The 23,502-nt window shown below is 63.8% G+C and carries 18 protein-coding genes and 2 tRNA genes; 3 read left to right on the top strand and 17 right to left on the bottom strand.

Annotated elements, in window-relative coordinates; genetic code table 11:
• Positions 1-6: 6 nt before the first annotated feature.
• The 8 genes from FIV42_RS13865 to FIV42_RS13835 form a co-directional block, all read right to left on the bottom strand.
• Complete coding sequence (locus tag FIV42_RS13865; protein WP_141198273.1) at positions 7-936, bottom strand: PEGA domain-containing protein; 930 nt, start codon at positions 934-936, stop codon at positions 7-9.
• Between the two features lie 30 nt (positions 937-966).
• Complete coding sequence (locus FIV42_RS13860; protein WP_168210633.1) at positions 967-2,946, bottom strand: serine/threonine-protein kinase; 1,980 nt, start codon at positions 2,944-2,946, stop codon at positions 967-969.
• A 192-nt stretch (positions 2,947-3,138) separates the two neighbouring features.
• Positions 3,139-4,800: a serine/threonine-protein kinase gene (locus tag FIV42_RS13855; protein WP_141198271.1), complete on the bottom strand. Its 1,662-nt coding sequence runs from the start codon at positions 4,798-4,800 to the stop codon at positions 3,139-3,141.
• Positions 4,788-5,849: a thrombospondin type 3 repeat-containing protein gene (locus FIV42_RS31305; RefSeq protein ID WP_223178632.1), complete on the bottom strand. Its 1,062-nt coding sequence runs from the start codon at positions 5,847-5,849 to the stop codon at positions 4,788-4,790. The genes FIV42_RS13855 and FIV42_RS31305 overlap by 13 nt, the downstream gene beginning before the upstream one ends.
• Before the next feature lie 55 nt (positions 5,850-5,904).
• A complete protein-coding gene (locus FIV42_RS30715) occupies positions 5,905-6,912 on the bottom strand; it encodes a tetratricopeptide repeat protein (protein ID WP_222615456.1) in 1,008 nt (335 codons plus the stop codon).
• Between the two features lie 43 nt (positions 6,913-6,955).
• Complete coding sequence (locus FIV42_RS13845; RefSeq protein WP_141198269.1) at positions 6,956-8,803, bottom strand: serine/threonine-protein kinase; 1,848 nt, start codon at positions 8,801-8,803, stop codon at positions 6,956-6,958.
• A gap of 519 nt (positions 8,804-9,322) precedes the next feature.
• Complete coding sequence (gene hemG / locus FIV42_RS13840) at positions 9,323-9,859, bottom strand: menaquinone-dependent protoporphyrinogen IX dehydrogenase (RefSeq protein ID WP_141198268.1); 537 nt, start codon at positions 9,857-9,859, stop codon at positions 9,323-9,325.
• A 93-nt stretch (positions 9,860-9,952) separates the two neighbouring features.
• A complete protein-coding gene (locus tag FIV42_RS13835; RefSeq protein ID WP_168210632.1) occupies positions 9,953-11,467 on the bottom strand; it encodes a RecQ family ATP-dependent DNA helicase in 1,515 nt (504 codons plus the stop codon).
• Between the two features lie 120 nt (positions 11,468-11,587).
• On the opposite strand from FIV42_RS13835, the gene FIV42_RS13830 reads away from it, so the two are divergent.
• On the top strand, positions 11,588-12,709 hold the full coding sequence (locus tag FIV42_RS13830; RefSeq protein WP_141198266.1) for an MBL fold metallo-hydrolase: 1,122 nt from the start codon (positions 11,588-11,590) through the stop codon (positions 12,707-12,709).
• 4 nt (positions 12,710-12,713) lie between these two features.
• On the opposite strand, the gene FIV42_RS13825 is transcribed toward FIV42_RS13830, so the two are convergent.
• The 3 genes from FIV42_RS13825 to FIV42_RS13815 form a co-directional block, all read right to left on the bottom strand.
• Positions 12,714-13,511, bottom strand: a complete 798-nt coding sequence (locus tag FIV42_RS13825) for a BtpA/SgcQ family protein (protein WP_141198265.1) — start codon at positions 13,509-13,511, stop codon at positions 12,714-12,716.
• Between the two features lie 62 nt (positions 13,512-13,573).
• The gene (locus tag FIV42_RS13820) at positions 13,574-14,371 is read right to left on the bottom strand and encodes a hypothetical protein (protein ID WP_141198264.1); all 798 of its coding nucleotides are present in this window, start codon (positions 14,369-14,371) and stop codon (positions 13,574-13,576) included.
• 58 nt (positions 14,372-14,429) lie between these two features.
• A complete protein-coding gene (locus tag FIV42_RS13815) occupies positions 14,430-15,764 on the bottom strand; it encodes a KamA family radical SAM protein (protein ID WP_141198263.1) in 1,335 nt (444 codons plus the stop codon).
• Between the two features lie 358 nt (positions 15,765-16,122).
• On the opposite strand from FIV42_RS13815, the gene FIV42_RS13810 reads away from it, so the two are divergent.
• Together FIV42_RS13810 and FIV42_RS13805 are read left to right on the top strand one after the other, a co-directional pair.
• Positions 16,123-18,045, top strand: coding sequence for a hypothetical protein (locus tag FIV42_RS13810; RefSeq protein ID WP_141198262.1), 1,923 nt, complete (start codon positions 16,123-16,125; stop codon positions 18,043-18,045).
• 78 nt (positions 18,046-18,123) lie between these two features.
• Positions 18,124-18,489 carry a VOC family protein gene (locus FIV42_RS13805; protein WP_141198261.1) on the top strand — a complete coding sequence of 122 codons (366 nt, stop codon included), beginning with the start codon at positions 18,124-18,126 and terminating at the stop codon, positions 18,487-18,489.
• Between the two features lie 63 nt (positions 18,490-18,552).
• Here the strand turns inward: FIV42_RS13805 and FIV42_RS13800 are convergent, their stop codons facing one another.
• The 6 genes from FIV42_RS13800 to FIV42_RS13775 form a co-directional block, all read right to left on the bottom strand.
• A complete protein-coding gene (locus tag FIV42_RS13800; protein WP_141198260.1) occupies positions 18,553-19,206 on the bottom strand; it encodes an SPFH domain-containing protein in 654 nt (217 codons plus the stop codon).
• Between the two features lie 435 nt (positions 19,207-19,641).
• A tRNA-Arg gene (locus FIV42_RS13795) sits at positions 19,642-19,715 on the bottom strand.
• 204 nt (positions 19,716-19,919) lie between these two features.
• Positions 19,920-19,993, bottom strand: a tRNA-Pro gene (locus tag FIV42_RS13790).
• 104 nt (positions 19,994-20,097) lie between these two features.
• Positions 20,098-20,412, bottom strand: a complete 315-nt coding sequence (locus tag FIV42_RS13785; RefSeq protein ID WP_141198259.1) for a putative signal transducing protein — start codon at positions 20,410-20,412, stop codon at positions 20,098-20,100.
• A gap of 82 nt (positions 20,413-20,494) precedes the next feature.
• Entirely contained in the window at positions 20,495-22,192 is a 1,698-nt protein-coding gene (locus tag FIV42_RS13780; RefSeq protein WP_141198258.1) for an NAD+ synthase, read from the bottom strand.
• A 28-nt stretch (positions 22,193-22,220) separates the two neighbouring features.
• Positions 22,221-23,174 carry a calcium/sodium antiporter gene (locus tag FIV42_RS13775; RefSeq protein WP_141198257.1) on the bottom strand — a complete coding sequence of 318 codons (954 nt, stop codon included), beginning with the start codon at positions 23,172-23,174 and terminating at the stop codon, positions 22,221-22,223.
• Between the last annotated feature and the right edge of the window lie 328 nt (positions 23,175-23,502).

Raw genomic sequence — 23,502 nt, 5'->3', positions numbered from 1 at the left:
GATTGTCTACCATCGCACCGTCCCCCAAACGCCCGTACCATTGGTCGAAACGCCCACCTGAGCGCCCTGAGAGTCGCCCTTCGCGCCGACGGCGTCACCGCCGCCGAGCCACGCCTCGACCTCGGCGTCGTAGACCCACAACGCAGCACCTCCGGCGGCGAACAGGGCGCCCACCGTGTACAGCGCGACCGTGCGCCCCTGCGCCGAATCAGCTTCGGCGGCCAGTGCCTCGGCGCGGCGGACATCGCCGTCGGCCGACGCCGCGGCGAGTTCGTCTTGGCGTGAGCTGGCCGAGGCATCCGAGATGATGCCGCCGAGGATGAGCGCGCCGCCAAGCCCAATCGCGCCGTATTTGGTATAAGTCACTGCAGGTTTTTGCCAGGGAGTGCCGAGTTCGACCTTTCGGCGATGCTGGCCGGCCGGCTCCACGCTCACCGTCACGGTCTGGGCCACTCGCCCAGGCGCCGACACACGCACCTGGTGCTCGCCGGCGGGCAGCGTAAACGTGGCTGGGCACGTCTCGCTCTGCTCTCCGACCGCCACCTCGGCCTCTTCGGGGGCGCACTCGACGGCCAATTCGCCGCGGTCGACGCAGGCGGCGTTGGCGCCCAACGCCTCGTCGAACTTCTTGCGCAGCTTTCCACTGGCTCGCCCATCGTCACGGCCGCGCTCGAACTCCGCCTTTGCAGCCCCACAATCGCCGATTTGCTCGTAGATGCGGCCGACGGCCAGCGCAAATTTGGGGTGATCGGCGATGGCACGCGCCTTCTCGAACTCGGCGATGGCCTGGCGTAAATCACCCGCCTTTCGATGCTCGACGGCCTGCTTGACGTGAGCCCGAAACTGCTCGAGCGAGGCCGACTCCTCGGCACCGGCTCCCAATGGGCCGAGCGCGATCAACAGAGCGACCGCGCACGCTACACTCCCCCGATTCATTCTCTCTGTGCGCAATGTTGCGACCAAATCTCACTCCACCAAAAATTCGTCGAGCACCTTCTCGACTTTATCATCGGAGAGCTTCTCCTTTCTCTCCCCGCCGGCCTTGCGGCCCTTGCCATTTCGCGCCCCTCCGCGCCGGCTGCCTGCACGCTCGGACCCTCGCGCCCCGTCATCGCGCTCGACCTTCTTGTCGAGCTTGTCGAGCACCTCCACCACGATCGGCGAACTCTCCTCGGTCAGCTCGGTCGTCTTGACGGCATACCCCTCTTGCTCGAAATGCACCGTCTGTGGAAGCTCCTCGACCGCGACCTGATAGACCAGCGGCGTCGTTCCAAGGACCTGCTCCCCGACTCGCGCCGTCGCTCCGCTCGGATCTGTGTCGAGATCGAAGCGAAGCTTTTTGACCTCGTCGGCCCCAGCCGCGTCGCCGCCTGCATCTTCTGTGGCCGCCAAGGCTCTCGTTGCCCCGGCTTCGGCCCCGTCGGCTGCCGATTCGGGCTCGCCGCTACGCTCGGCAGCAGCCGCCTCGTCGTCCCCAGCGTCGATCTCGGGCGCCTCGCCCGGATCCGTCATCAAAAACCCAAACAGCGCGATCACAAGACACGCGCTGGCGCCGCCGCCTATCATCCAGACCTTCTTGTTGGAATCGGCCGCGAAGAAATCGGCGTCATCGACGCCCAACTCTCCCGTCTCGCCCTCGGGGACAGCAGCGCGCACCGGCTCGCCTTGCTTCGCAGGCTCAGACTGGCTCGGCTCGGACTGGCTCGGCTCAGACTGGCTCGGCTCAGACTGGGCTGGCTTGGGCACTGGCGGCTTCGACACCGGCGGCTTGGGCGCCGGCCGCTTCGACACCGACGGCTTGGGCAACTTGAGAGGTGGTGGTGACAGAGCTGACGAATCGGCTTTCGGCTGCGGCGGCTCGAGCGAATGCGGCCCCGATTGATGATTGGCCACCGAGATCGGCGTGGGCTCGGGCTCGGGGATGGATGCACTCGAGTCTTCTTCGAGCGAGGTGGACTCGGACCCCCCTGCCAACTTTTTCTCGACCTTGGGTGGCGGCGTGACCGCCTTCTCGGAGACGCCTTGCGACTGCGGGGACTCGTAGCCATCGACGCGCAGGTCCTGGGGTAGCTCCTCGATGATTGCTTCGAGCGCCTGCAACATCTGATCGGCGTCGGCGTAGCGTTCCTCGGGTCGCTTGCACGTCGCTTTGCGAATGATCGGCGCCAACGGGGTGCGCTCGATCTCGGGCGGAATGTCGGGGTCGATCTGCAGGTGCATCATCATCGTCTGCACCGCCCCGTCTCCTTTGAAGACGCGTTGGCCGATGAGCATCTCGAGCAAAATCAACCCGACCGCATAGATGTCCGACGCCTTCTCGAGCGACTCACTTTGCAGGTATTCCGGGGCGACATAGCCAGGCGTGCCGCAGATCGACCCCGACCCGGTCAGGTCGACGTCGCTTCCATCGAGACTCTTGGCGATGCCGAAATCGAGCAGCTTGACGACGTCTTCACCGCGGCGGTTCTCGGTGACGAAGACGTTGCTCGGCTTGAGGTCGCGGTGGATGAAGTCGTGAGCGTGAGCTTCGGCCAGCCCGTCGAGCATCTGTCGTGTGATTTCGACGGCTCGTCCCACGGGCAGACAGCCTTCTTCAGCGATCAATCGCTTCAGGTCCCGCCCGTCGAGGAACTCCATGGCCACATACACCAGGCCTTCGCTCGACTCGCCGAAGTCGTACAGGCGAATGGTGTTGGGGTGGTTGAGGAGCTTGGCCAGGCGCACCTCTTGCTCGAAGCGGCCCAAGAGCTTCTCGTTCCCCGCGGCGATATGTGGATGCAGCAGTTTGATCGCCACCGGCCGCTCCATCGGGAGCTGCTCGGCGCGCAACACCACCCCCATGCCCCCAGTGGCCAGTACCGCTTGAATACGGTACCGCCCATCGAGCAGGTCCCCGATATCCGGCATCTTGAGCCGGTCGAGTTTTGCCTGTTCGCTCGTCGCCATCCGCCACCCTGACATGTTCCGCGCCGGGCTATCGAGCCCAGACACGGCTGCCACCTCAATTCCGAGAGGTCTGTTCTAAACCACCCCTAATGCTACTGCCAAGTGAGGGGAATCGTCCAATCAATGTTTGGATCCGGTTATGGACACGGTACCACGGGCGGCGAAACAGTGTCAAAGTTTGGGAAGACGGTGTTACTCGACCAAGAGTTCGTCGAGGACCTTCTCGACTTTCTGCTCTGAAATGTCTCTCGTTTCTGCAGGCTTGGGCTCTGTGACAGGCTTGGGGGCAGGTCTGCGGGAGCGAGGCGCGGAGCGCTTGCTCTGACGTTGTTTGGGCGCTTCGACCGACTCGGTCGCTTCCATCGTTGGTTGCGCCACTTCGGGAGGGGACTGCGGATTCAAACGCTCGAATACGAGTTCAGATGCGTCTGCGCTCAATTCGACGGACGCCGTCGTGAAGCCATCTTTGGCGAGGTTCAACGTGGCAGGCAGCTCGTCGCGGGGCACCTCGACACTCAGCGGCGTCGAACCCAAAAACTCATTGCCACGCTCGACACGCGCGCCGGCCGGTTCGCTGTCGACGACGAATTCGAGGGACACGGGAGGTGAGTCCGAGGTCGATGAGTCTGCCGCTGATGGGACCTCCGTTGATGAGACCGAGGAGGAGCCGGACTCCTCGGGATGCACAGGGGCGATTTGTACGGCGGGTGCAGATGTCGCGGGCGCAGCCGACGACGACGCACCGTCGTCGCTCAGCAGCAGCGCCACGCCGACTCCGGCGAGGACGGCGAGCGCGGCAGCGGCGCCCGCGGCCACTCGCGGCGACACGACCGGCTCGAAAGGCTCTTCTCGGTACAGCGACACACGCGTGGCGGATCGCGACGACCCCTCGGTGCGTTGAGGCGCAGGCCTGGGCGCTCCCACTGGCTCGGGACGGTCCACGCGGCGCGCCAGCAACTCGGCAGGCAGACGTTCGGCGACGGGTCGCAGCGCTCGGTACATCTCGTCGGCGTCGGCGTAGCGATCCTCGGGTTGGATGGCCACGGCCTTTCGAATCACCCCGGCGAGCGGACTCTCCTCGATCAGAAACGGGATCTGGGGGCGCGTTTGCAGACGCATCGTCATCGTCTCCATGGGCGAATCGCCCTCGAAGACACGTTGGCCGCACAGCATCTCCAACAAGATCAGCCCCACCGCATATACGTCACAAGCTTTGCCGATCGGCTCGGAGCGCAAGTACTCGGGCGCCACGTAGTTAGGCGTGCCGCAGATCGTGCCGGTGCCGGTCAAGTCGGCGCCTGCGTCGACCAGCGGCTTGGCAATGCCAAAATCGAGCAGCTTGACGACGTCTTCGCCGCGGCGGTTTCGGGCGACGAACACATTGCTCGGCTTGATGTCTCGATGGACGAAGTCTCGCGCGTGGGCTTCGGCCAGCCCGTCGAGCATCTGCAGGGTGAGATCGACGGCGCGCCACACTCGCAACGCCCCCCGCCGAGCGAGCAGCTCGTCGAGCGTCTCACCATCGAGATACTCCATGGCGACAAAGAGCAGGCCTTCTTCGGTCTTTCCCGAATCATACAACCGGATGGTGTTGCGGTGGTCGAGGGTCTTGGCCAGTTGTACTTCACGATGGAAACGCTCGACGATCGTCGCGTCGGTAGCAGCGATATGCGGGTGCAGAAGCTTGAGCGCCACCTCCCGCTCCATCGCCACGTGCTCGGCGCGCAACACCACTCCCATGCCCCCGGTCGCGATCACCGACTCGACTCGATAGCGCCCGTCGATCACCTGCCCGATATGCGGCAGCTTCGGGGGAACCTGGGGCGTCGAATTTTCCTGCGTCAGTTCTGGCACGCGTCACCTACCCCGTTGGCATCAGAATCCTCTTGACCCGGATTGGCGGTATTTGGGCAGTTGTCGCACTCGTCGCCCACACCGTCGTTGTCGGCATCGCGCTGCGGTGGATTGAAGACGTCGGGACAGTTGTCCTGGTTGTTATTCTTGTTGTCGCCATCGCGGTTCGCGTCGCACACATCTCCCACCCCGTCGTTGTCGAGGTCGGCCTGATCGGGATTGCTCTGGCTCGCACAATTGTCCTGTGCGTTGGCGACACCGTCTCCGTCGAGATCGCCGTCACACGCGTCGCCCTGGCCGTCACCGTCGGAATCGACTTGGCTCGCGTTGGCATCCCGCGGGCAGTTGTCGGTCGCGTCGTCGATCCCGTCGCCGTCGGCGTCGTCGTCACACGTGTCGCCAATCCCGTCGCTGTCGAGGTCCGACTGATCGGGGTTCGACCGATCGGGGCAGTTGTCGGCGCTGTCACGAATCCCATCGGCATCACTATCGGTGAAGCTGTCACACGCGTCACCTTGACCGTCGCCGTCGGCATCAGCCTGATCCGAGTTGGCGGCTTGTGGGCAGTTGTCGCCGCCGTTGGCGACGCCGTCGCCGTCGATATCGTCGTCGCAAGCGTCGCCGAGGTCGTCACCGTCGAGGTCGGCCTGGGTGGTGTTGGCATCGTTCGGGCAGTTGTCGTCTGCATCAGCCACTCCATCGCCGTCTCCGTCTGGCAAAGCAGCGTCCGGCTCGGTGGTATCTGGCTCAGTGGTGTCTGGCTCAGTGGTGTCTGGCGCCGCGTCGGCATCTCCATCCTCACCGGTGTCGGCGTCAGCGGTCGTGTCGGAAGTGGCGTCGGCGGGCTCCATCGGCCCGGCGATGACACAGATACGCTCGCCGAAGAGGACGCCGCCGCTCGTCGCACACCGCTCCCCCGAAGCACAGTCCGAGTCGGTCTCGCAGACCCGTCCCTCCGAGCCTCCGCACCCGCCGAGCATCGCCCCCACGAGAGCCCAACACGCAGCCAGCGCCAACGCGCGGCCCCACCCAGACCTCCATGTCGTCACCATTGTATCCATCACTATCGTCATGATTCGTGTCGTATTTTGGCCATTGATGCCTCTACCACCGAATCGTCGCCCCCACCGACGCTCCGTCGCTGCCCACCGATACCTGCGGCTGCACAGCCGCCTCACCGTCTCCGGCGACCCATCCAGCCACCTCTTCGTCGTAGACCCAGAGCAATCCACCTGCGGCAGCCACGATCGCTCCACTCGTGTAGAGCAGTGCGGTGCGCGTGCGGGCCGACTCGGCCTCTGAGACCAATTGATTAGTGCGCTCGAACTCGCCACGGGAGTGTGCCTGGTGCAGCTCTTCCTGACGGCTAGCCGCCGAGGCATCCGATGCAAGCCCGGCGACGAGGAGCGTGGCGCCGAGCCCCATCCCGCCGTATGCGCTGTAGGTCAGCCAATCGGGCACCGCGGCCACAGGCTTCACCTCTCGGGGCGGGATCTCGGTCAGGTGCACCTCGTGGCGCTCTTGGCTGCCGGGTTCGACCTGCACCTCCACCTGCAACTCTCGATGCCCCGGCGCCGAGGCGATCAGCATGTGCGAGCCCGCCTCCAACTCGACGAGATCCCCGCAGAGCAACTCGCGCTCCCCGAGGCGCACCTGGGCGTCTGCCGGAGAGCAGTCGAGGGCGAGCTGGCCGCGGCTCTCGCACTCTTTGTTATTGGCCAACGCCTCCTCGAGCTTGGCCCGCAGCGCTTCGGACGCGCGCTTGTCAGAGCGCGCCTTCTCGTAGTCGGCGCGCGCCGCCGCGCAGTCGCCGATCGCCTCGTGGAGTTCACCGGTGACGAACATCAACTTGGGGTGATCGGCGATGGCGCGCGCCTTCTCGAAGTGATCGAGCGCCTGACGGTGCTGTTGCTGCTTGCGAAGCTTGGCGCCTCGGGCGACGTGCTGGCGAAACGTCTCGACTTTGTCGGCTTCGTCTCCTCCAGCGGCACTGGCCGGCGTCGCCCACGACAAGCTGCCCCACAACACGAACAGCGCGCACACGACGGGACAGACGCGCCGCATACGTGTGCGCCTGGCGCCGATACGCTCATTTTGACTTACAGTATCCATCATCCAATCCATGGGTCGTGATGGGTCATCTTGGCGCCTCTACTCAATCGCGCAGGTACTGATCCATCACCTGCTCGATGCGCTCGTCGGACAGCCGCTCCGCAGTGGCCTCCTTGCCTTCAGGCGAATCTGGTGCGGTGTCGGTCTGACCTTCAGCCTTTGTCGGCGACGTCTCGGGAGGTTCTGCACTCGCACGACGCGCCGGCTCGACCGCCTGGCTCTCTTGCTCCTCCAGAATCTCGACCACGATCGGCGACGAAGTCCGGGTCAACTCGACCTGCTTCGGCGCGTATCCTTCGAGTTCGAAGCGCACCGTCTGGGGCAGTTTCTCCTCGATGACCTTGTGGGTCGTGGGTGTGTGGCCCACCTCACGTTCCCCTACGTAGACCGTCGCGCCCACAGGATCGGTATCCAAATCGAAGCTAATCCCGCGCGCCTCGGCCTGCTCCTTTTCGTCCGAAACGCTGCCGGCCACGTCCTCGAGAGGTGCTTCGCTCGACGTCGATGCACGGGCGCCCGGGTCGTCAGCAGATGGCGAACTCACCGGCGTGACAAACTCGGGCGCATCGCCCGGATCGAGTGCCCAAAAGACGCCGACTCCCACAAGCGCCGCCAGCGCGATCGTGGCCGCCGCCCAACGCACGTAGGAGCCTATCTTGCCGGCCACAATCTTGCCGGCCACGGGCGTCCCGCCACCATGCGCCATCGCCCGAGGGCCGGCGCTGGAATCAGCCGACGCTCGTTGGCTCGACGCCTCTGCCCGACGGGCTTCTTCGAAGCGCTGGCGCTCGAGCTCACGTCGAAAGATGTCGGAGGAGACGGCCCGCTCGACCCACGACGGTGTGCTCTGCGCCTGTGGAAGCTCGTCGCTCGAGTCGAGCCCCGACGGTATCTCGGGCACGATCGTATCGACCGACGCCCGCTCTCGCTCGGCCGAGTCGAGCTCCTCGTCGACCGCCTCGGTTGCATCCGGCAGCGCTGCGAGCGAGGGCCGATGCACCTTCAGATCTGCCGGGACCTGTCGCATCACCGCACAAACGGCGGCGTACATCTCCTCGGCGTCTTGATAACGCGCGTTCGGATCTTTGGCGGTCGCCCGCTCGATCACCTCGGCGAGTGGCGTCTGGGCGATCTCGTCCGGGATGTCCGGATCGAGCTTGAGGTGCATCATCATCGTCTGCACCGGCGCCTCGCCCTTGAAGACCTGTCGGCCTGTGAGCATCTCGAGCAAGATCAACCCGACTGCGTAGATGTCGGCCGGCTTGCCTGGCCGCTCTTGCATCAGGTACTCGGGCGCCACATACGAAGGCGTGCCGCAGATCGAGCCCGAACCGGTCAGATCCGCCGAGTCCGACAACGACTTGGCGATGCCGAAGTCGAGCAGCTTCACCAGGTCTTCGCCGCGTCGGTTCTTGACGATAAAGACGTTGCTCGGCTTGAGATCTCGGTGGATGAACCCTCGCGCGTGGGCCTCGGCCAGCCCGTCGAGCATCTGGCGCGTGATCTCGAGAGCAGCGCCCACACTCATGACCCCTTCGCGGGCGATGCGCCGCTTGAGGTCCATCCCGTCGAGCATCTCCATGGCCACATACACCAGGCCCTGCTCGGATTTGCCGAAATCGTACAGGCGAATCGTGTTGGGATGGTTGAGCTGCTTGGCCAATCGCACCTCGCGCGCAAAACGCTCCACCAGATTGGGATCGGCCACGGCGATATGCGGATGCAGCAACTTGAGCGCCACCGACCGCTCCATCGGCAGTTGCTCGGCTCGCAAAATGACGCCCATCCCGCCGGTCGCAATGACGCCCTGCACGCGATAGCGGCCATCGAGAATCTCCCCAATCTCCGGCACTTGGAGCCGTTCCAGCTTGTGCTGTTCTGTCTGCCCCATCAGTCGCCCCGACTGCAGTCTGCTCCCCGCACCTGCGATACTGCTGGCAACAAGCTCTGTGTGAATTTACGCAGCGAGTCCCCGAACTAACGGCGCCGCGCCTTCGAACGAGCGAAACACGCATCGGCGAAAGAGCTGCCGTCAGCCGACACACTGCCCTCTGTCGGCGTGGAGGTATGTCGCGATACATTTCAAACCAAATCACTCACTAGACCGAGGCAAGAAAAGAACCTAAAGCCTATTGTGAAGATGATGTTGTAAGGAAATGCACCAAGATGAAGAGCCTCACACACTGAGCCGCGCCCCCGAATACATCGGCCACGACGCGTGTGCAGATTGAACCTTGCCCGCGTCGGGTTCGCACTCTCGATACGGAGGTGGAAGAATACGGCACGGCGTACACAATCGAGGCTCTCCGCGCCCGACTCGTGCGCCAAAGTTTTTTCCCCGCGCTAAACTGACGCTGCTCTCGCCCCGCGCGAATAGGATGACTTCGCGCCGCCCCGTCAGCCCGCGCTTCTAACCCAACCGCTCGTGAAACGCTTCGGCGAAGCGGCTGAGCTGCTCCCAATCGGTGTACTCGTAGTCCTGACTCGTGTCAGTGTCTCCGCCGGAGCTGGCGCTGATCTTCTTCATCGCAAACCGCTTGAACCAATTGTACTCGGTGTACTTGAGCGCGCCGGCTACGATTTCGGCCTGCTCGGGCGTCCAGCCGGTCTCCTCGAGGAAGGTGTCGAGCGCGCCCTGGGCGTCGTCCCGCGTGTCCTCACTCGCCGCCGACAAGCTCACCGAGAAGAACGCCGAGGGCATCGACTGCAACTCCTCGAGGTGCTCGTCGACAAAGGCGCGGATGTAGCGCTGGTGGGTGCCTGCGTGCAGCGAGCCGCCCACGATGACGCCGTCGAAATCACTCAGCTCGAAGGCATCGTCGAACTCGGAGCCGAGTACGATCTCGACCTGATCATCGTGGTCACGAAGCGTCTGGGCGATGTGCTCGCAGATCTTTCGGGTGTGGCCTTCGGTGGTGCCGTAAATAATGGCGATACGGTGGTTCATCGTTCTCCTCAACAGCGGAAGTCAACTATCCGTGGTCGTCGCAGCTAAACTGTGCAAGCGGAGAGCGGTTTCAAGCACCATCAACAAGCACCATCAACGAGGGTCGCAAAGACCACAATGACCGCACTCCTCGCCGAAGCTCGGTGCGCTGCCGAAATGGGCGAGGAGGGAGGCCTGATAGCAGTCGCGCGCTCCGGCGTAGTCGCTGACATTGCGAATCTGCTCTTTGGCCAGGTGCCGACGATCTTCGAGGCGGTCGAAGTCGACGTCGAGCTCGAGCGGCTCGGCGTCTTTGATGACTTCGACGCTGCCGCGCTTGCGACGGATATGCCCGGCGCGGCTCAGCAAGTCGAGGCAGGCCCCCACGACCATCGGCGGCAGCTTCTGCCCCCGGCCGCGCGCGCCCTTGGCGAGCTTCGCCGGGGTCGTCTTGTGCTCACCCGGGCCCAACGAGCGAAGGTGCAGCCACACCCGAATCAATTGCATGCGCAGCGGATAGGCGTTGTCGGCAAACCACTCGTGGATGCGCATGTCCGAGCGCCGATACATCAGCACGCAGCGCGCAGGCTTTCCGTCACGCCCGGCGCGGCCGGCCTCTTGGTAGTACGCCTCGATGCTCCCCGGGGCGTTGTAGTGGATGACCGCGCGCACGTCCGGCTTGTCGACCCCCATCCCAAAAGCGTTGGTCGCCACCATGACTTCGACCCCGCCGTCCATCCAACGCTCTTGAGCCTCGGTGCGCTTTTTGGCCGACATCCCACCGTGGTAGCGACCCACCGAGACGCCCTCGTCCTCGAGCATCTTGCCCACCGCGTTCACCTGCTTGCGCGAAGCGACGTACACGATCACCGACTCGCCGGTATGCTCGCCGATGAGCGTGCGTAAATGGCGCATCTTGTCGCGCTTCTTCTTGCCCTTGAAGACTTCGAAGCGAAGGTTGGGCCGCTCGAAGCCCGACACGAGCATATCGGCGCCGTCGATGTCGAGTTGCTCGAGGATATCGCGCTGGACGAACTCGGTCGCCGTGGCGGTCAACGCCACCGTCTGCGGGCTGCCGAAGCGACGACGCACCTCGGCCAGACGCCGGTAGTCGGGGCGAAAATCGTGTCCCCACTGGCTGATGCAATGAGCCTCGTCGATCGCCAAGAGCCCGATCTCGATCTCCTCGAGCGCCTCGCAAAAGCTGGGACTGCGAAAACGCTCGGGGGCGACGTAGACGAGCTTGTAGTCGCCGGCGTACATCTCGGCGATGCGCTCCTGCTGCTGCGCCCGCGAGATCGACGAGTTGATCGCACACGCCGGCAGCCCCGTCGACGCGAGCGCATCCACCTGGTCTTTCATCAATGCAATAAGCGGCGAGACGACCAGTGTTACCCCCTGAGTCACGGCGCCGGCGAGTTGGTAGCACAGGCTCTTGCCCGAGCCGGTGGGCATGACCACCAGCGCGTCGCGCCCCTCGAGCAGGTGTTCGACGACCTCGCGCTGGCCGGGTCGAAAGGCGTCGTAGCCAAAGATCTGACGAAGCGCGTCGTCGGCGGTCTCGGCAAACGGGGCGAGCGCCGTGGGACCGAGCGGGCGCAATATTTCTTGGGTGGCATCGAGCGTCATAGGCCCCAAAGATGGGTGAGCCGAACGTCCAGCGCAAGGAAAGACGCGCTTGCTTTTGCTCCTGATTGTGAGCCGGGTCATCTAAGACTAAGGTAGGCGTAACTAGGATCGAGGAATGTAGTGATCGACAAGAAATGGATAAAGGCCGGATTCGGCGCCATGGGACTGCTTGCGGCGACGGCTGCCACCGTCTTTTATTGGTCGACCGGCTGGGGCGCGTCGCTGGGCGGCGATCCCGACGGCGAGCGCCTCGAGCGCATTCGCCAGTCGAAGCAGTGGAGCGATGAGGACGGAATCTTCGTCAACTCGGTGCCCACGACCGTGATGATGCCCGGCAAGACCTGGGAGGTGACCCTCGACTGGTTCGACAAGCCCGGCGATGCGGTGCCCGACACTCCGCCGTCCACCGTGCGCCCGGTCTTCTCCGAGCCGCCGGCCGATGGCCTTCGGGTGACGTGGCTGGGCCACTCGACCACGTTGGTCGAAATCGACGGCGCGCGCATCCTCATCGACTCGGTCTTCGCCGACCGCGCCTCGCCGTCGACGCTCGTCGGCCCGCTGCGCTTCCACCCGCTGCCGGTCGACCCCTCCGAGCTTCCCGAGCTCGACGCGATCATCATCTCGCACGACCACTACGACCACCTCGACATGCGCGCCGCCCGCGAGCTCGCAGCCTCGTCGAACGCCCCCTTCCTGGTACCGCTGGGCGTCGGCGAGCACCTCGAGGTGTGGGATATCCCCGCCGACCGCATCCGCGAGTTCGACTGGTGGGACGAGACCCAGATCGGTCCGGTCACGATCGCCGCCACCCCGTCGCGCCACTTCTCGGGCCGCGGACTCCTCAACCGCTTCAGCACGCTGTGGGCCTCGTGGACCTTCGTCGGCCCCGAGCACCGCGTCTTCTTCAGCGGCGACACCGGGCTGTTCGACGGCTTCGCCGACATCGCCGACAAGTACGGCCCCTTCGACATCGCCATGTATGAAATCGGCGCCTTCAACACCAACTGGGGCCAGATTCACCTGGGCCCCGAAGGTGCCCTCGACGCCTTCGAGATGATGGACGCCAAGCTCGTCGTGCCCATCCACTGGGGCACCTTCGACCTGGGCCTGCACGGCTGGAAGGACCCCATCCGCACTTTCGCCACCCTCGCCGACGAGCGCGGCCACCGCTGGGCTGCGCCCATGCCCGGCGGCGCGATCGAGCCGGGGGTGAGTGAGCCGAAAGAGCCGTGGTGGGAGTGAATTTTTACTGACGAACAAGCTCGACGAGTCTGCGCACCCGGTCGACGTCGACCGGGTTGTGCACCTCACCGCCTTCCTTGAAGTACGTGCCGACGATGGCGCCGTCGCAAAGCGCCATGAGCTCGGCGGCGTTGTCGGGACTCAGCCCCGAACCGACCAAGACCGGCACGCCGCCGGCGGCGTCGCGAACGCGCTCCAAAAACTCGGGGGTCACCGGCGCACCGGTCGCCTGGCCGGTGACGATGACGGCGTCTGCCAAACCGCGCTGCACGCAATCTTTGGTGGCATCTTCCGGGTCGATGTCGGCTAACGGAGCGGCATGCTTGACCAGTACATCGGCCAGAATCGCCACGTCGACGGCGTCCAGCGCCTTGCGGTAACGCAGCGTGCGGTACGCTTCGCCCTCGATCACCCCTTGGTCGGTCACATACGCGCCGGTGTGGACGTTGACGCGGATAAAGTCTGCCCCCGACGCAGCCGCAACCCCGATGGCCGCGGGCGCGTCGTTTCGGAGGCAATTCACGCCCACGGCGACGTCGAAGCGCGCGCGGCACTCCGTCACCACGCGCGTCAAAAACGCCACCTGGTGCGGCGGAAGGCGGTCTCCCTCACTTCCCTTGGGAAAGGGCGCCGAGCCGAAATTCTCGACGATCAGTCCGTCGACGCCACCCTCGACGAGCGCCTCGGCGTCTTGGAGGGCGAACGCGAGCACATCGTCGAAGCCGCCGGCGCCGTCATGGCGAGGATCGCCCGGCATCGCCGGCAGGTGGATGACGCCAATGATTCCGCGCGGTGTGGTCATAGGGGCTCCGGGGCAAGGGGCCAGTGAGCGTGGCCGATCTTCACCTTCGATGACACACTTCGTCAACTCGCCAATACGCGCCGTCTTCTGCGCAGCCTGCGGGCATAGCGACGCAACATCTTCCAGGTCACTTCGGCAAACGCCGCCGCGTCGCACCGGCAGGTGACCACCAGCGTATCGCCGCGCGCTTGGCCAGGGTTGAAGTCGAGGTAGGCGGCGATGTCCGGGTCGGAGAGCACCTCCGGCTCCCAAGCGGCACCTTCGCAATACTTCATCTCGCCGTCGCCCCGAAAAATGCCGCGTTCGGCATCGTAAGCATCCCCGTAGAGCTCGCGCATGGCCGCGTCTTGGACCTGACGGACCTCGGCGGGGGTCTCGAAGCGGCGGTTGGGGTAGGTCGCGCGAATGTTGCGCGCGAGTAACAGATACGAGTTGAAGGTGGCGATGCGGCTGATCAGAAAGATCTCGTTGGTCGGATACCGCAATCGCAAGCGCGTAAAGGCATCGAGGCTGCAGACCTCCGGCAGGCTCCGTCCGCGCGCGATCTTGTCGTAGATCACCCACTTTCCGTGCAGCACCGTATACTCGGTCCCGCCAACCTCGACGTTGAGGTGCCAGTAGCAACTCATCGCCCGTACTCGGCCCTTGTCGTCGCGATAGCGATAGACAAACTCACACTGGCGAATTGCCTCCAACGCTGCGGCGCGCTCTTTGTCGACGTGTCGGTCGACCAGCTGCCACAACTCCTCGAGCTCGACCTCGCTCAAGGCTGCACCATCGGCCGGCCCCTCCAGATGCATCGGGTGCTCGACAGGCTTGACGCGGTTGACCAACTCGATCAGACGGGAGGAGACATCCATCAGCCACTCTCACTTCTACCTGGGACGTTGATAAACAGATAAAGGACAAGCCAACGACTCACGCCGAGCGCCGCTCGCTCGCGACCGGCTCCTGCTCGAAGAAAAAATGCACGCCGGACGCCGGCACGAGATCAGTGAGCCAGGTAGCCTCGTCGTCGCGCTCGGCAAAAAACGGCCGGCCCACCCATTCGGGATCGCGCCCCTGCAACAACTGCAGTGCGAAGAGATCGCGCCCACCGATGCGGGTCACGCCGTTGACCAGCACCTTCCCCGGAAAGCTCGACATCACCGGCCCGCGCACGGTTCGGGCCAACCCCGAAACCTGGCTGTAGGCATCGCGAAAGATGCGCCACGCTTCGACCAGCGGAACCTCGAAGTAGCGCTGCGCCCCGGTGTCTCGGGCCACGAACATGTAGTAGGGGATGGCGCCGTGGCGCACCGACGCTCGCCACAGCTCCGCCCAAGCCTGGGATGAATCGTTGATGTGGCGCATGATGGGCGATTGCACCCGCACGACCGCGCCGGTGGATCGCACCCGCGCCAGCGCACGCTGCGCCGGTTCGGTCGACAACTCCACCGGGTGGTTGTAATGGGCCATCAACGCCAGATGCTTGCCGCTTTCGACCACCCGCTCGAACAGGCGAAGCGCCGCGTCGGCGTCAGGCCCGTCGAGGTAGCGATACGGCCAATAGGACAACGACTTGGTGCCGATGCGAATATGACGCACATGGTCGAGCTCGGGATCATCGAGCAGCGGCTCGAGGTAGCGGGCGAGCACCTTGGTCTTCATGACCATCGGGTCGCCGCCGGTGATGAGCACGTCGGTCACCTCGGGGTGGCGTTTCAGATACGCGACCAGATCGGCCGCCTCTCGCGTGGCGAATTTGTACTCGTCTTCGCCGACAAACTGCGCCCACCGAAAACAGAAGGTGCAGTAGGCGTGGCAGGTTTGGCCGGGCGATGGAAATACGAGCACCGTCTCGCGGTATTTGTGCTGCAGCCCGGGAAGTTTGCGCCCGTCGATTTGGGGGACGTTGTGGGTGAGCTGGCCGCCGGGGTGGGGATTGAGCTGGCGCCGAATCTCGGAGAGCACCGCGTCACGCTCCGCTCGAGGCGCCTGACGGTGAAGCAACTCGGCGACCCGCGCAAAATGCCGCGGCTCGAGCAGCTCGCGGTGAGCGAAGTTGAGCCGAAAGATCGGATCGTCGGGGACACGGTCCCAGTCGATCAGCTCCTGCATCACGTAGTTGTTGGTGCGAAACGGTAGCACCGCCGAGACGACCTCGATCGCCTCGCGCTGCTCGGGGCTGAGCCGCTGCCACTGTGGCGTGTTGCTCACGTTGGCGCGGGTGATCGGCTTGTAGGCTGGGGCTGCGGCCGGCTTACTACTCATCTGTGCTTCCTATCACTACGCGAAAGCGGCATCTTCTGCCCGCCGACCGGCGGACTCCCTCCGCAAACAACTGACGCAAATTTTTCGCAAACTGATGAGAAAGCACGCGATATGTTTCCCCACCAGCCACGCATTCAGTGTACACTTAAGGAAACACAACCACAGCGTCAACGAAAAATGAGTGACAATTCAGCGTTGTCAATTGTCGCCAATCTGGCCGCTCAACTCTTGTCGGCGCGGTACCTCGGCATTCGACAGGCTGCCAGTTGACCACTCGAACTGCTTTGGTAGGCTGCGCACAGGCAACTTGCCCAGAGGCCTGACCCTCGCTGCCAGCTCAGCCCCCCGGATTGAAGTAATGGACGTACAACCTGAACTCGAGGCGCTGCGACTCTATGTCGACCGCGTCCGACCGAGCTCACCCGACCACGTCGACGAGGCCGCCGACAACCTGCGCGGGCTCATCGAGGAACTCGAGGGGAACGACACAGCCCAACTCGACTTCATCGCTGCAGTCTGTGGCTGCCTGGGGCAGGTACGTATTGTTCACGCGCTGGCCGAGAGCGGGATTTTGGCCGACGCCGGGTTCATACAGGAGTTCGAGCGGCGCTTCAGCGCCAAGATCCTGCCCCCGGATTTGGACGCCAACGATCTGCGCTGGATCCTCGCGCGGCTCTTCGACCAAAAGGACGACTGGAAGTGGGTGGGCGGCATCGAGGTCGACCTGTGGGCGCGGCTCATCCAATTCGTCGTCGAGGGCGTGGTCTCCCACCCACGCCGCGAGATTCGCGCGGCGATCACCGGCCTGGCGCAGCGGGCAGGCGCCCTGGGGATCGACGAGGATTTCACCTCCAAGCTCCACGAAGTCGAAGACTACGACTCGCCGTTCCTCGAGTTGAGCGTTCATGCCCATCATTTTGTCGATTGCAAAAACTGCCAGGACGAACCGGAGCTGCGCGAAGCATTGGTCGCCACGGTGCGAGAATGCCGCAAAATGGTGGTCTACCTACGCGAGCACAAGCGACGCTACGGCACGAGCCTGCATCTGACGCGCGTCTCCCGACGATTGCTCCAACAGCTCGACCGGCTCGAACTGCTCATCGGCATCGTCTCTCCGACCTCTCGCGACGAGCTGTGCCGCCACCTTGCGCGTCTGCTCACGCAATTGGTTCGAGCCCAACACAAACAGACGAGCATCCGCGAATTCGTGCGCCACAGCGCCGACCTCGTCCTGTATCAAGTCACCGAGCAGACGGCGAAGAAGGGGCAGAAATACATCACGAAGACCGCCGCCGGGTACTGGCGGTTTTTGCGCAAAGCGATGGCCGGCGGCGTCATCGTCGGCCTCTTCGCGCTCTTCAAGAACCTGCTGGGCAAATTGCCCCTGTCGCTGGGAGCCGAGGCGGCCGTCTACAGCCTCAACTACGCCGCCTGCTTCGTGTTGATCTACCTGACCGGCTCGATCTTGGCGACCAAGCAGCCGGCGGTGACCGCCTCGGCGATCGCCCGCGAGCTCGACGACAAAGCCGATGACGACGCCCCTATCGAGGGAGTCGCCGACGTGATCATGGCGGTCTGGCGCAGTCAGTTCGTCTCCTTTGCGGGCAACCTGCTGTGCGCCTTCCCGGTCGCCATCGCGTTGGCGTGGGTGCTGGACGCATCACTCGGCGTTCAGGTCGCCGACGCCGAAAAAGCCGCCTACTTGCTGAAGTCCGTCGACTTCCTGCGCACGCCCGCTCTGCTCTACGCGGGGATCGCGGGTGTCTACCTGTTCGCCGCCGGTGTCATCACGGGGACAGTCAACAACCGGCTCGTCTACGCCAACGTGCGCCGCAGGATTCGCAAACACCCGTTTTTATCCCGCTTCGACACACTCTCGACGCGGGTGGCTAATTACGTGTGCGATCACCTGGGAATGCTCATCGGAAACGTCGTGCTGGGCGTGTTCTTGGGCACCGCCGGGACGATCGGCGTCATCTTCGGGGTCCCCTTCGACATCCGCCACATCGCCTTTTCGTCGGCCCACCTTGGAACCGCACTCGTCTCGGCCCCCGAATTGGTCACCCTCGAGAGCTTCGCCTTCGCCGTCGTCGGGGTGTGCCTGATCGGATTCGTCAACTTCTTGGTCAGCTTCGGGTTGACCCTGTGGATGACCCTGGAGTCGCGCACCGTCTCGTTCAAAGAGTGGCGCAGCTTGGTCCGCACGCTGCTCAAGCGGGCCGTCACGCGTCCGCTCGACTGGTACACGCCGCCGCGTAAGAAGTCCTCGGCGACAGAGTGAGGCTTGCATGGCAACTACGCCGAGTAACCATCTCGTTCGGGCACGACAACGCCCAAGGAATCCCCAGGGAGAAAGCTTATGAAATTGGGACCCCTGAGCGAAATTATCTTATACGTCGAAGACATGGAGTCGCAGGTCGCGTTCTACCGCGATGTCCTCGGTCTCGCGGTTACCTACCCTGCCGAGTGCGACTCTTATGCCGACCAGCACTGGGTGACCTTCGATACCGGCGCGTGCTCCCTCGCGCTGCATGGCGGCGGCAGCCAAAGCCAAGGCAAAGATGCCCCCAAATTCGTCTTCGACGTCGACGATATCGCCGAGGCTCGCCAAGAGCTCCTCGACCACGGCGTCCGCGTCGGCGAGGTGCGAAGCCCCGCCCCGGGCGTCGACGTGGTCGACGCTCGCGATCCGGAAGGCAACGCGTTTTCAATCGAGTCGCGTTAAGCCGCCCGACGGCTTATCCGCTTCATCTCGAGGCCCGCGGATGACCTTGGCCGCGAAAAGCGACTACCAGTCGGCGGCATCGGCGGCCGGTTCGACAGGCGCCTGGCCGCGATGTGAACCATCTAACCGCGCCAGTCCCTGACGATCGAGCGGGTCATGCTCGTCGTAGTGCTCCAGAGCGGTCGCCTTGCACGATTCGACGACAAATTCCTCGATGACGAACCCGCCCAGGTCAGGGCCCAACAAGCGTACGACCTGCTCACCGATCTTCGGAAATTCGCGCTCCAGTGCGTCGTAGTCGAGGGAACGTACGACCGTACGCAAGGTCTCGACAAATTTGCGCCTGAACAAGCTGCGCACGAACTCCGGGTCAGAAGCTTTCTCGCACCCGTGCGTCTCGACCACCCGCAACACGTCTTCTCTGGTGCGATTCACCTTGACCCAGAAACTCACCTCCACATCAGCCTTCAGGTTGTCGGCCGTGCGGCAAGCCTCTTGGCCGACGCACTGCACCGGCACCTCGACCGTCTTCGTCGAGAGGACGTACGCCTCTTGAACGTACGGCAACACCAGAGCGCGGCTAAAGGCCACATGGGGCTCTGCAGACCTCATGATCACCAGCGCCTCGTGTGGCGCAACCGAACGCATGCTCCTCTTGAGCATCCACAGGGAACCAAGAATCCAAACGACCGAGAATCCAAGCGCCACGACGAGCACAATTGCATCCACAACACGTCCCCTCAAATTGCATTTTCGGCGAAATCCAAACTGATCTTCCGACTCGTGGCGGAACGAGCCGACTGGCAATGAACTCAGCAGCGAGTAGGCCCGGCGCCGAAACCACACAAATTCGCGGCTCGGACGATGGGAGAAAACCAGATGCAGGAATCAAAAAGAAGCACGCCCGACAGGATTCGAACCTGTGACCGTCGGCTCAGGTTTGGCTGGAGCTTCCGCTCCCTTCGCCTGACTCGTCCACATCAGCGCTGCCTTTGCGCTGCCTCGTCGACGATGTCGTCAACATCGCCTCCTCGACATCGCTTCGCCATCGCTGATGTGGCCTTCGTCATGCTCGGCCCGGAAAGCACCAGCCAAACCTCAAAGGCCGATGCTCTATCCAGCTGAGCTATTCCGCTTTCAACAATCGAAAAGCACGCCCGACAGGATTCGAACCTGTGACCGTCGGCTTAGAAGGCCGATGCTCTATCCAGCTGAGCTACGGGCGCTCTGGGGAAACTCGAAAGCTTCCAAACCAAAGTCGGCGGTGAGATGGGAGAGGGGGACCGAGCCGCGCCGAGACGATTTGATGCAGATTCGGATATCGAAAAACGCAGGCGATGCCAGCGGCATCGTCGAGGCTTTTCGAAACCGAAGATGCGCAAATCGGACGGCGCGGTGACGGGAGCCTCTCCCATCTCACCGCCAAGAAGTCGGGGCGCCCAGATTCGAACTGAGGACTTCCTGCTCCCAAAGCAGGCGCGCTACCAGGCTGCGCCACGCCCCGTGACTGCAAACGCGAAGGCTCGCGTTTGCAGGATGTGGCTTATAGAGGATCGGCCGGCCACTTTCAATACTGCAACCGCGACCAATTTCCTCTCATTCCTGCGATCAACCTTCGACGTCGAAGGTGCCCTCGCCGCTGAGCGCCCCTTCGTCGATCGCCTCTTGGAGCAGGCTGCGAGCGGCTTCGACCTTGTTCTCGTCGACCGTCACGCGGATCTGGCCGTGCTTGCCCACGTCCATGGGGAACTGCGAGGGGTGCAGCTTTTGCAGAAAGCAGTCGATCTGGTTGTCGAGCAGAATATCGCGGATCAGCTCGGCCTCGGCGAAGTTGTAGCTGGTATACACGTCGACCAGCTCGTAGTCCGCGATCTCGTCGGGCTCGATGTTGCCCCAGGTCTTCTTGTTGTTTTCGTCGGCCATGGTTTGGCTACCTCGTTACGTCATCGTCAAAATGATTGGCGCCACCAAGATAGAGACACGGTGGCAGTTGGCAACAACTTCCTCATTTCTCGCGCAAATCGGCGTAGCTCGCCGCCAGCGGGTAGCGCCAACCGACGCCGAACGCCTTGGACGTCACCTTGAGCACCGGCGCGGCCTGCCAGCGCTTGTACTCGGCGCGAAACAGCTTTTTGAGCGTGTCGTCGACGAGCTCGGCGTCGAAGCCGCGCTCGACGATCTCGGCAGCCGACAACCCGTCGTTCATGTAAGCCTCCAAGATGGCGTCGAGCACCTCGTAGGGCGGCAGCGCGTCCTGGTCGGTCTGGTCGGGGCGAAGCTCCGCCGACGGAGCGCGCTCGATGGTGCGCCCCGGGATGACCTCTTTGCCCGCCTCCACGTTCAGCGACCGAGCCATGTCATAGACCAGCGTCTTGAGGCAGTCTCCTAGCGGACTCAGCGCGCCGACCATGTCCCCGTACAGCGTCGAGTAGCCCACGGCGAGCTCGCTCTTGTTGCTGGGCACCAGCACGAGCTTTCCGTACTTGTTGCTCAGTGCCATCAAGGTCGTGCCGCGGATACGCGCCTGAATATTCTCCTCGGCGATCCCTTCGTCATAGCCTTCGAAGGCGGGGGCCATCTGCGCCAAAAACGCGCCGAACGTCTCTTCGATGGGGATGGTCTGAAAGTCGATCCCCAGGTTGTCGGCCAAAATCTTGGCGTCCTCGTTGCTCATGTCGCGCGTGTAGCGCGTGGGCATCGCCACGCCGAGCACGTTTTCGGGCCCCAGCGCCTCGGCAGCCAGCGCGGCGGTCAGCGCCGAGTCGATACCACCGGAGACGCCGATGACCGCGCCCTCGAAGCCGCTCTTGTGAAAGTAATCGCGAATCCCCATCACCACCGCCTTTCGGGCCTGAGTGGCGGTATCCTCGGAGATGTCGGCCAAGCTCGGCGGCTCGACGGCGTCGGCCGCATCGACCGGAATCTCGCGGACGGTGAAGTCCTCGGCGAACTCGGCGAGCCGGCAGGACACCTCCCCGTCGGGCGTGACGACCAGGGAGCGGCCGTCGAAGATGAGCTCGTCGTGGCCGCCGATCTGGTTGACGAAGACCATCGTGCGCCCATGCGAGCTGGCGTGGCTCGCCAGCAGCCGACGGCGAAACTCGCCCTTGTGCACGTGGAAGGGGCTGGCGGCGATGTTGATCAGCAACTCGGCGCCCGCCTCGGCGAGCTCTTTGACCGGGTCGACCCAGTAGAGCGGGCGCTCCCAGAAATCGCGCTCGTTCCAGGCGTCTTCGCACACGCTGATGCCCAACTCGACGCCCTTGAACGCGAACGTGCGCGCATCGTCGCCCGGCTCGAAGTAGCGGTCCTCGTCGAACACGTCGTAAGTCGGCAGCAGGCGCTTGAAAACCTTGCCGACGACCTCGCCGCCGTGACACAGCGCGGCCGCGTTGCGAAGCGTCTTTCCCTGCTCGCCGGGGTTCTTGTCGATAAAGCCCAAGAGCACGCCCAGCTCGTCGTCACTCAACGCGGCGACCTCGTCGAGCTTGGCGAGTTGGCGGGCGATGAGCTCATCGCGCTCGACCATGTCGCGCGGCGGATACCCCAGCAACGCGCACTCCGAGAAGACCACCAGATCGGCCCCTTCGGTGCGCGCTCGCTCGATATGCTCGGCGATGAGGGCGACATTGCCCTCCAAATCTCCCACCGTGTAGTTGAGCTGGGCGAGGGCGATTCGCAATGTACGGCTTTGTGACGACATGATTCCTTCTCAGGTGCGCATGAATTCTTTAGGTGCGCATGAACAAGTAGACGACATAGCCGACATAAAACGCCAGCATGAAGGCGCCTTCCAAGCGCGAGACGCGATGGCCGGTGCGCAAGATCGGCCAAATTCCCAGGGCCACGCCCAACATGATCCACAGGTCGAAGTCGATGGCGGCCTGGCCGACGGCGATCGGCACCACGATTGACGAGAGGCCGAGCACCAAAAAGATATTGAAGATATTCGAGCCGATGACGTTTCCGACCGAGATATCGGACTCGTTGCGGTAGGCGGCCACCAAGCTGGTGGCGAGCTCGGGAAGGCTCGTGCCGAAGGCGACCACGGTGATGCCGATGACCAGCTCCGGGATGCCGATCGCCTTGGCAATCACGGTCGCCGACTCGACCATCAGGTACGCACCGCCGGCCAGCCCCAGGATGCCCCCGGCGATCTTGGCCATGTCGGCGAGCGCGGGCGCTTCGGTGTCGGCCTCCTCGAGCTCGTCGAGCCCCTCGACGTCGACGTCACCGCCTTTTTGCGCCGCGAAGAAGGCGAAGACCAGGTAGAACACCATGCTGATCGCCAAAATACCGCCCTCCAGCCGGGTGATCGTGCCGTCGAAGGCGACGAGCACCATCATGATCGAGGCGACGACCATGACCGGAAACTCTCGGCGCACCGCCTGCACGTGGACCTCGAGGGGGCGCACCAGTGACGCACACCCCAAGATCAGCGCGATATTGGCGATATTGCTGCCGATGATATTGCCCACGGAGATGTCGTCGGTGCCCTTGAAGGCCGCCATCAAGCAGACCAGCAACTCGGGAGCGCTGGTGCCGAAGGCGACGACCGTCAGGCCGACCACAAGCGGGGTGATCCCCAAACGCAGCGCCACCGCGCTGGCTCCGGCGACCAGAAACTCGGCGCCGAAGTACAGCAGGACGAGTCCCACCACAAAGAGGAGAATTTCGATAATCATATACGTTCCAAATGCCTTGGTCGGCCTGCAATCGAGCGCCCCGGGGGCAGACTCGGCACGGGCGCCACAACGACTGAGACTGGCCCGAAGTGCTAGCGCGCACCGGGGGGTTCGTCAACTCGAACGGGCGCTTACGCCCCGATCACTCGGGCCCGACTCGGTTGCCCAACGAGTCCAACTCTGGTAATTACGAACCATAGGGACGGTCGGGGCTCGACAGTAGTTTTCGTCCCGGACCACACGCACTTCCCTACAATCATCTGGACCCAATCACCTAGACAGCTCACCTGGACAGATTGTGAAGTTGAACTGGACGAGTTTGGCGAGT

This window comes from Persicimonas caeni, assembly GCF_006517175.1.
Classification (GTDB): Bacteria; Myxococcota_A; Bradymonadia; order Bradymonadales; family Bradymonadaceae; genus Persicimonas; species Persicimonas caeni.
The sequence above is the reverse complement of the archived record's forward strand: the minus strand, read 5'-3'. Positions and strand labels throughout refer to the sequence as shown.

Bases quoted from the DNA above. Each gene is read 5' to 3' on its own strand.
- FIV42_RS30715 (WP_222615456.1), bottom strand. From the start codon at position 6,912: ATGGATACTGTAAGTCAAAATGAGCGTATCGGCGCCAGGCGCACACGT.
- FIV42_RS13775 (WP_141198257.1), bottom strand. From the start codon at position 23,174: ATGATTATCGAAATTCTCCTCTTTGTGGTGGGACTCGTCCTGCTGTAC.
- FIV42_RS13825 (WP_141198265.1), bottom strand. From the start codon at position 13,511: ATGACCACACCGCGCGGAATCATTGGCGTCATCCACCTGCCGGCGATG.
- hemG (WP_141198268.1), bottom strand. From the start codon at position 9,859: ATGAACCACCGTATCGCCATTATTTACGGCACCACCGAAGGCCACACC.
- FIV42_RS13865 (WP_141198273.1), bottom strand. From the start codon at position 936: ATGAATCGGGGGAGTGTAGCGTGCGCGGTCGCTCTGTTGATCGCGCTC.
- FIV42_RS13805 (WP_141198261.1), top strand. From the start codon at position 18,124: ATGAAATTGGGACCCCTGAGCGAAATTATCTTATACGTCGAAGACATG.
- FIV42_RS13810 (WP_141198262.1), top strand. From the start codon at position 16,123: ATGGACGTACAACCTGAACTCGAGGCGCTGCGACTCTATGTCGACCGC.
- FIV42_RS13780 (WP_141198258.1), bottom strand. From the start codon at position 22,192: ATGTCGTCACAAAGCCGTACATTGCGAATCGCCCTCGCCCAGCTCAAC.
- FIV42_RS13815 (WP_141198263.1), bottom strand. From the start codon at position 15,764: ATGAGTAGTAAGCCGGCCGCAGCCCCAGCCTACAAGCCGATCACCCGC.
- FIV42_RS13835 (WP_168210632.1), bottom strand. From the start codon at position 11,467: ATGACGCTCGATGCCACCCAAGAAATATTGCGCCCGCTCGGTCCCACG.
- FIV42_RS13820 (WP_141198264.1), bottom strand. From the start codon at position 14,371: ATGGATGTCTCCTCCCGTCTGATCGAGTTGGTCAACCGCGTCAAGCCT.
- FIV42_RS13785 (WP_141198259.1), bottom strand. From the start codon at position 20,412: ATGGCCGACGAAAACAACAAGAAGACCTGGGGCAACATCGAGCCCGAC.
- FIV42_RS13860 (WP_168210633.1), bottom strand. From the start codon at position 2,946: ATGGCGACGAGCGAACAGGCAAAACTCGACCGGCTCAAGATGCCGGAT.
- FIV42_RS13845 (WP_141198269.1), bottom strand. From the start codon at position 8,803: ATGGGGCAGACAGAACAGCACAAGCTGGAACGGCTCCAAGTGCCGGAG.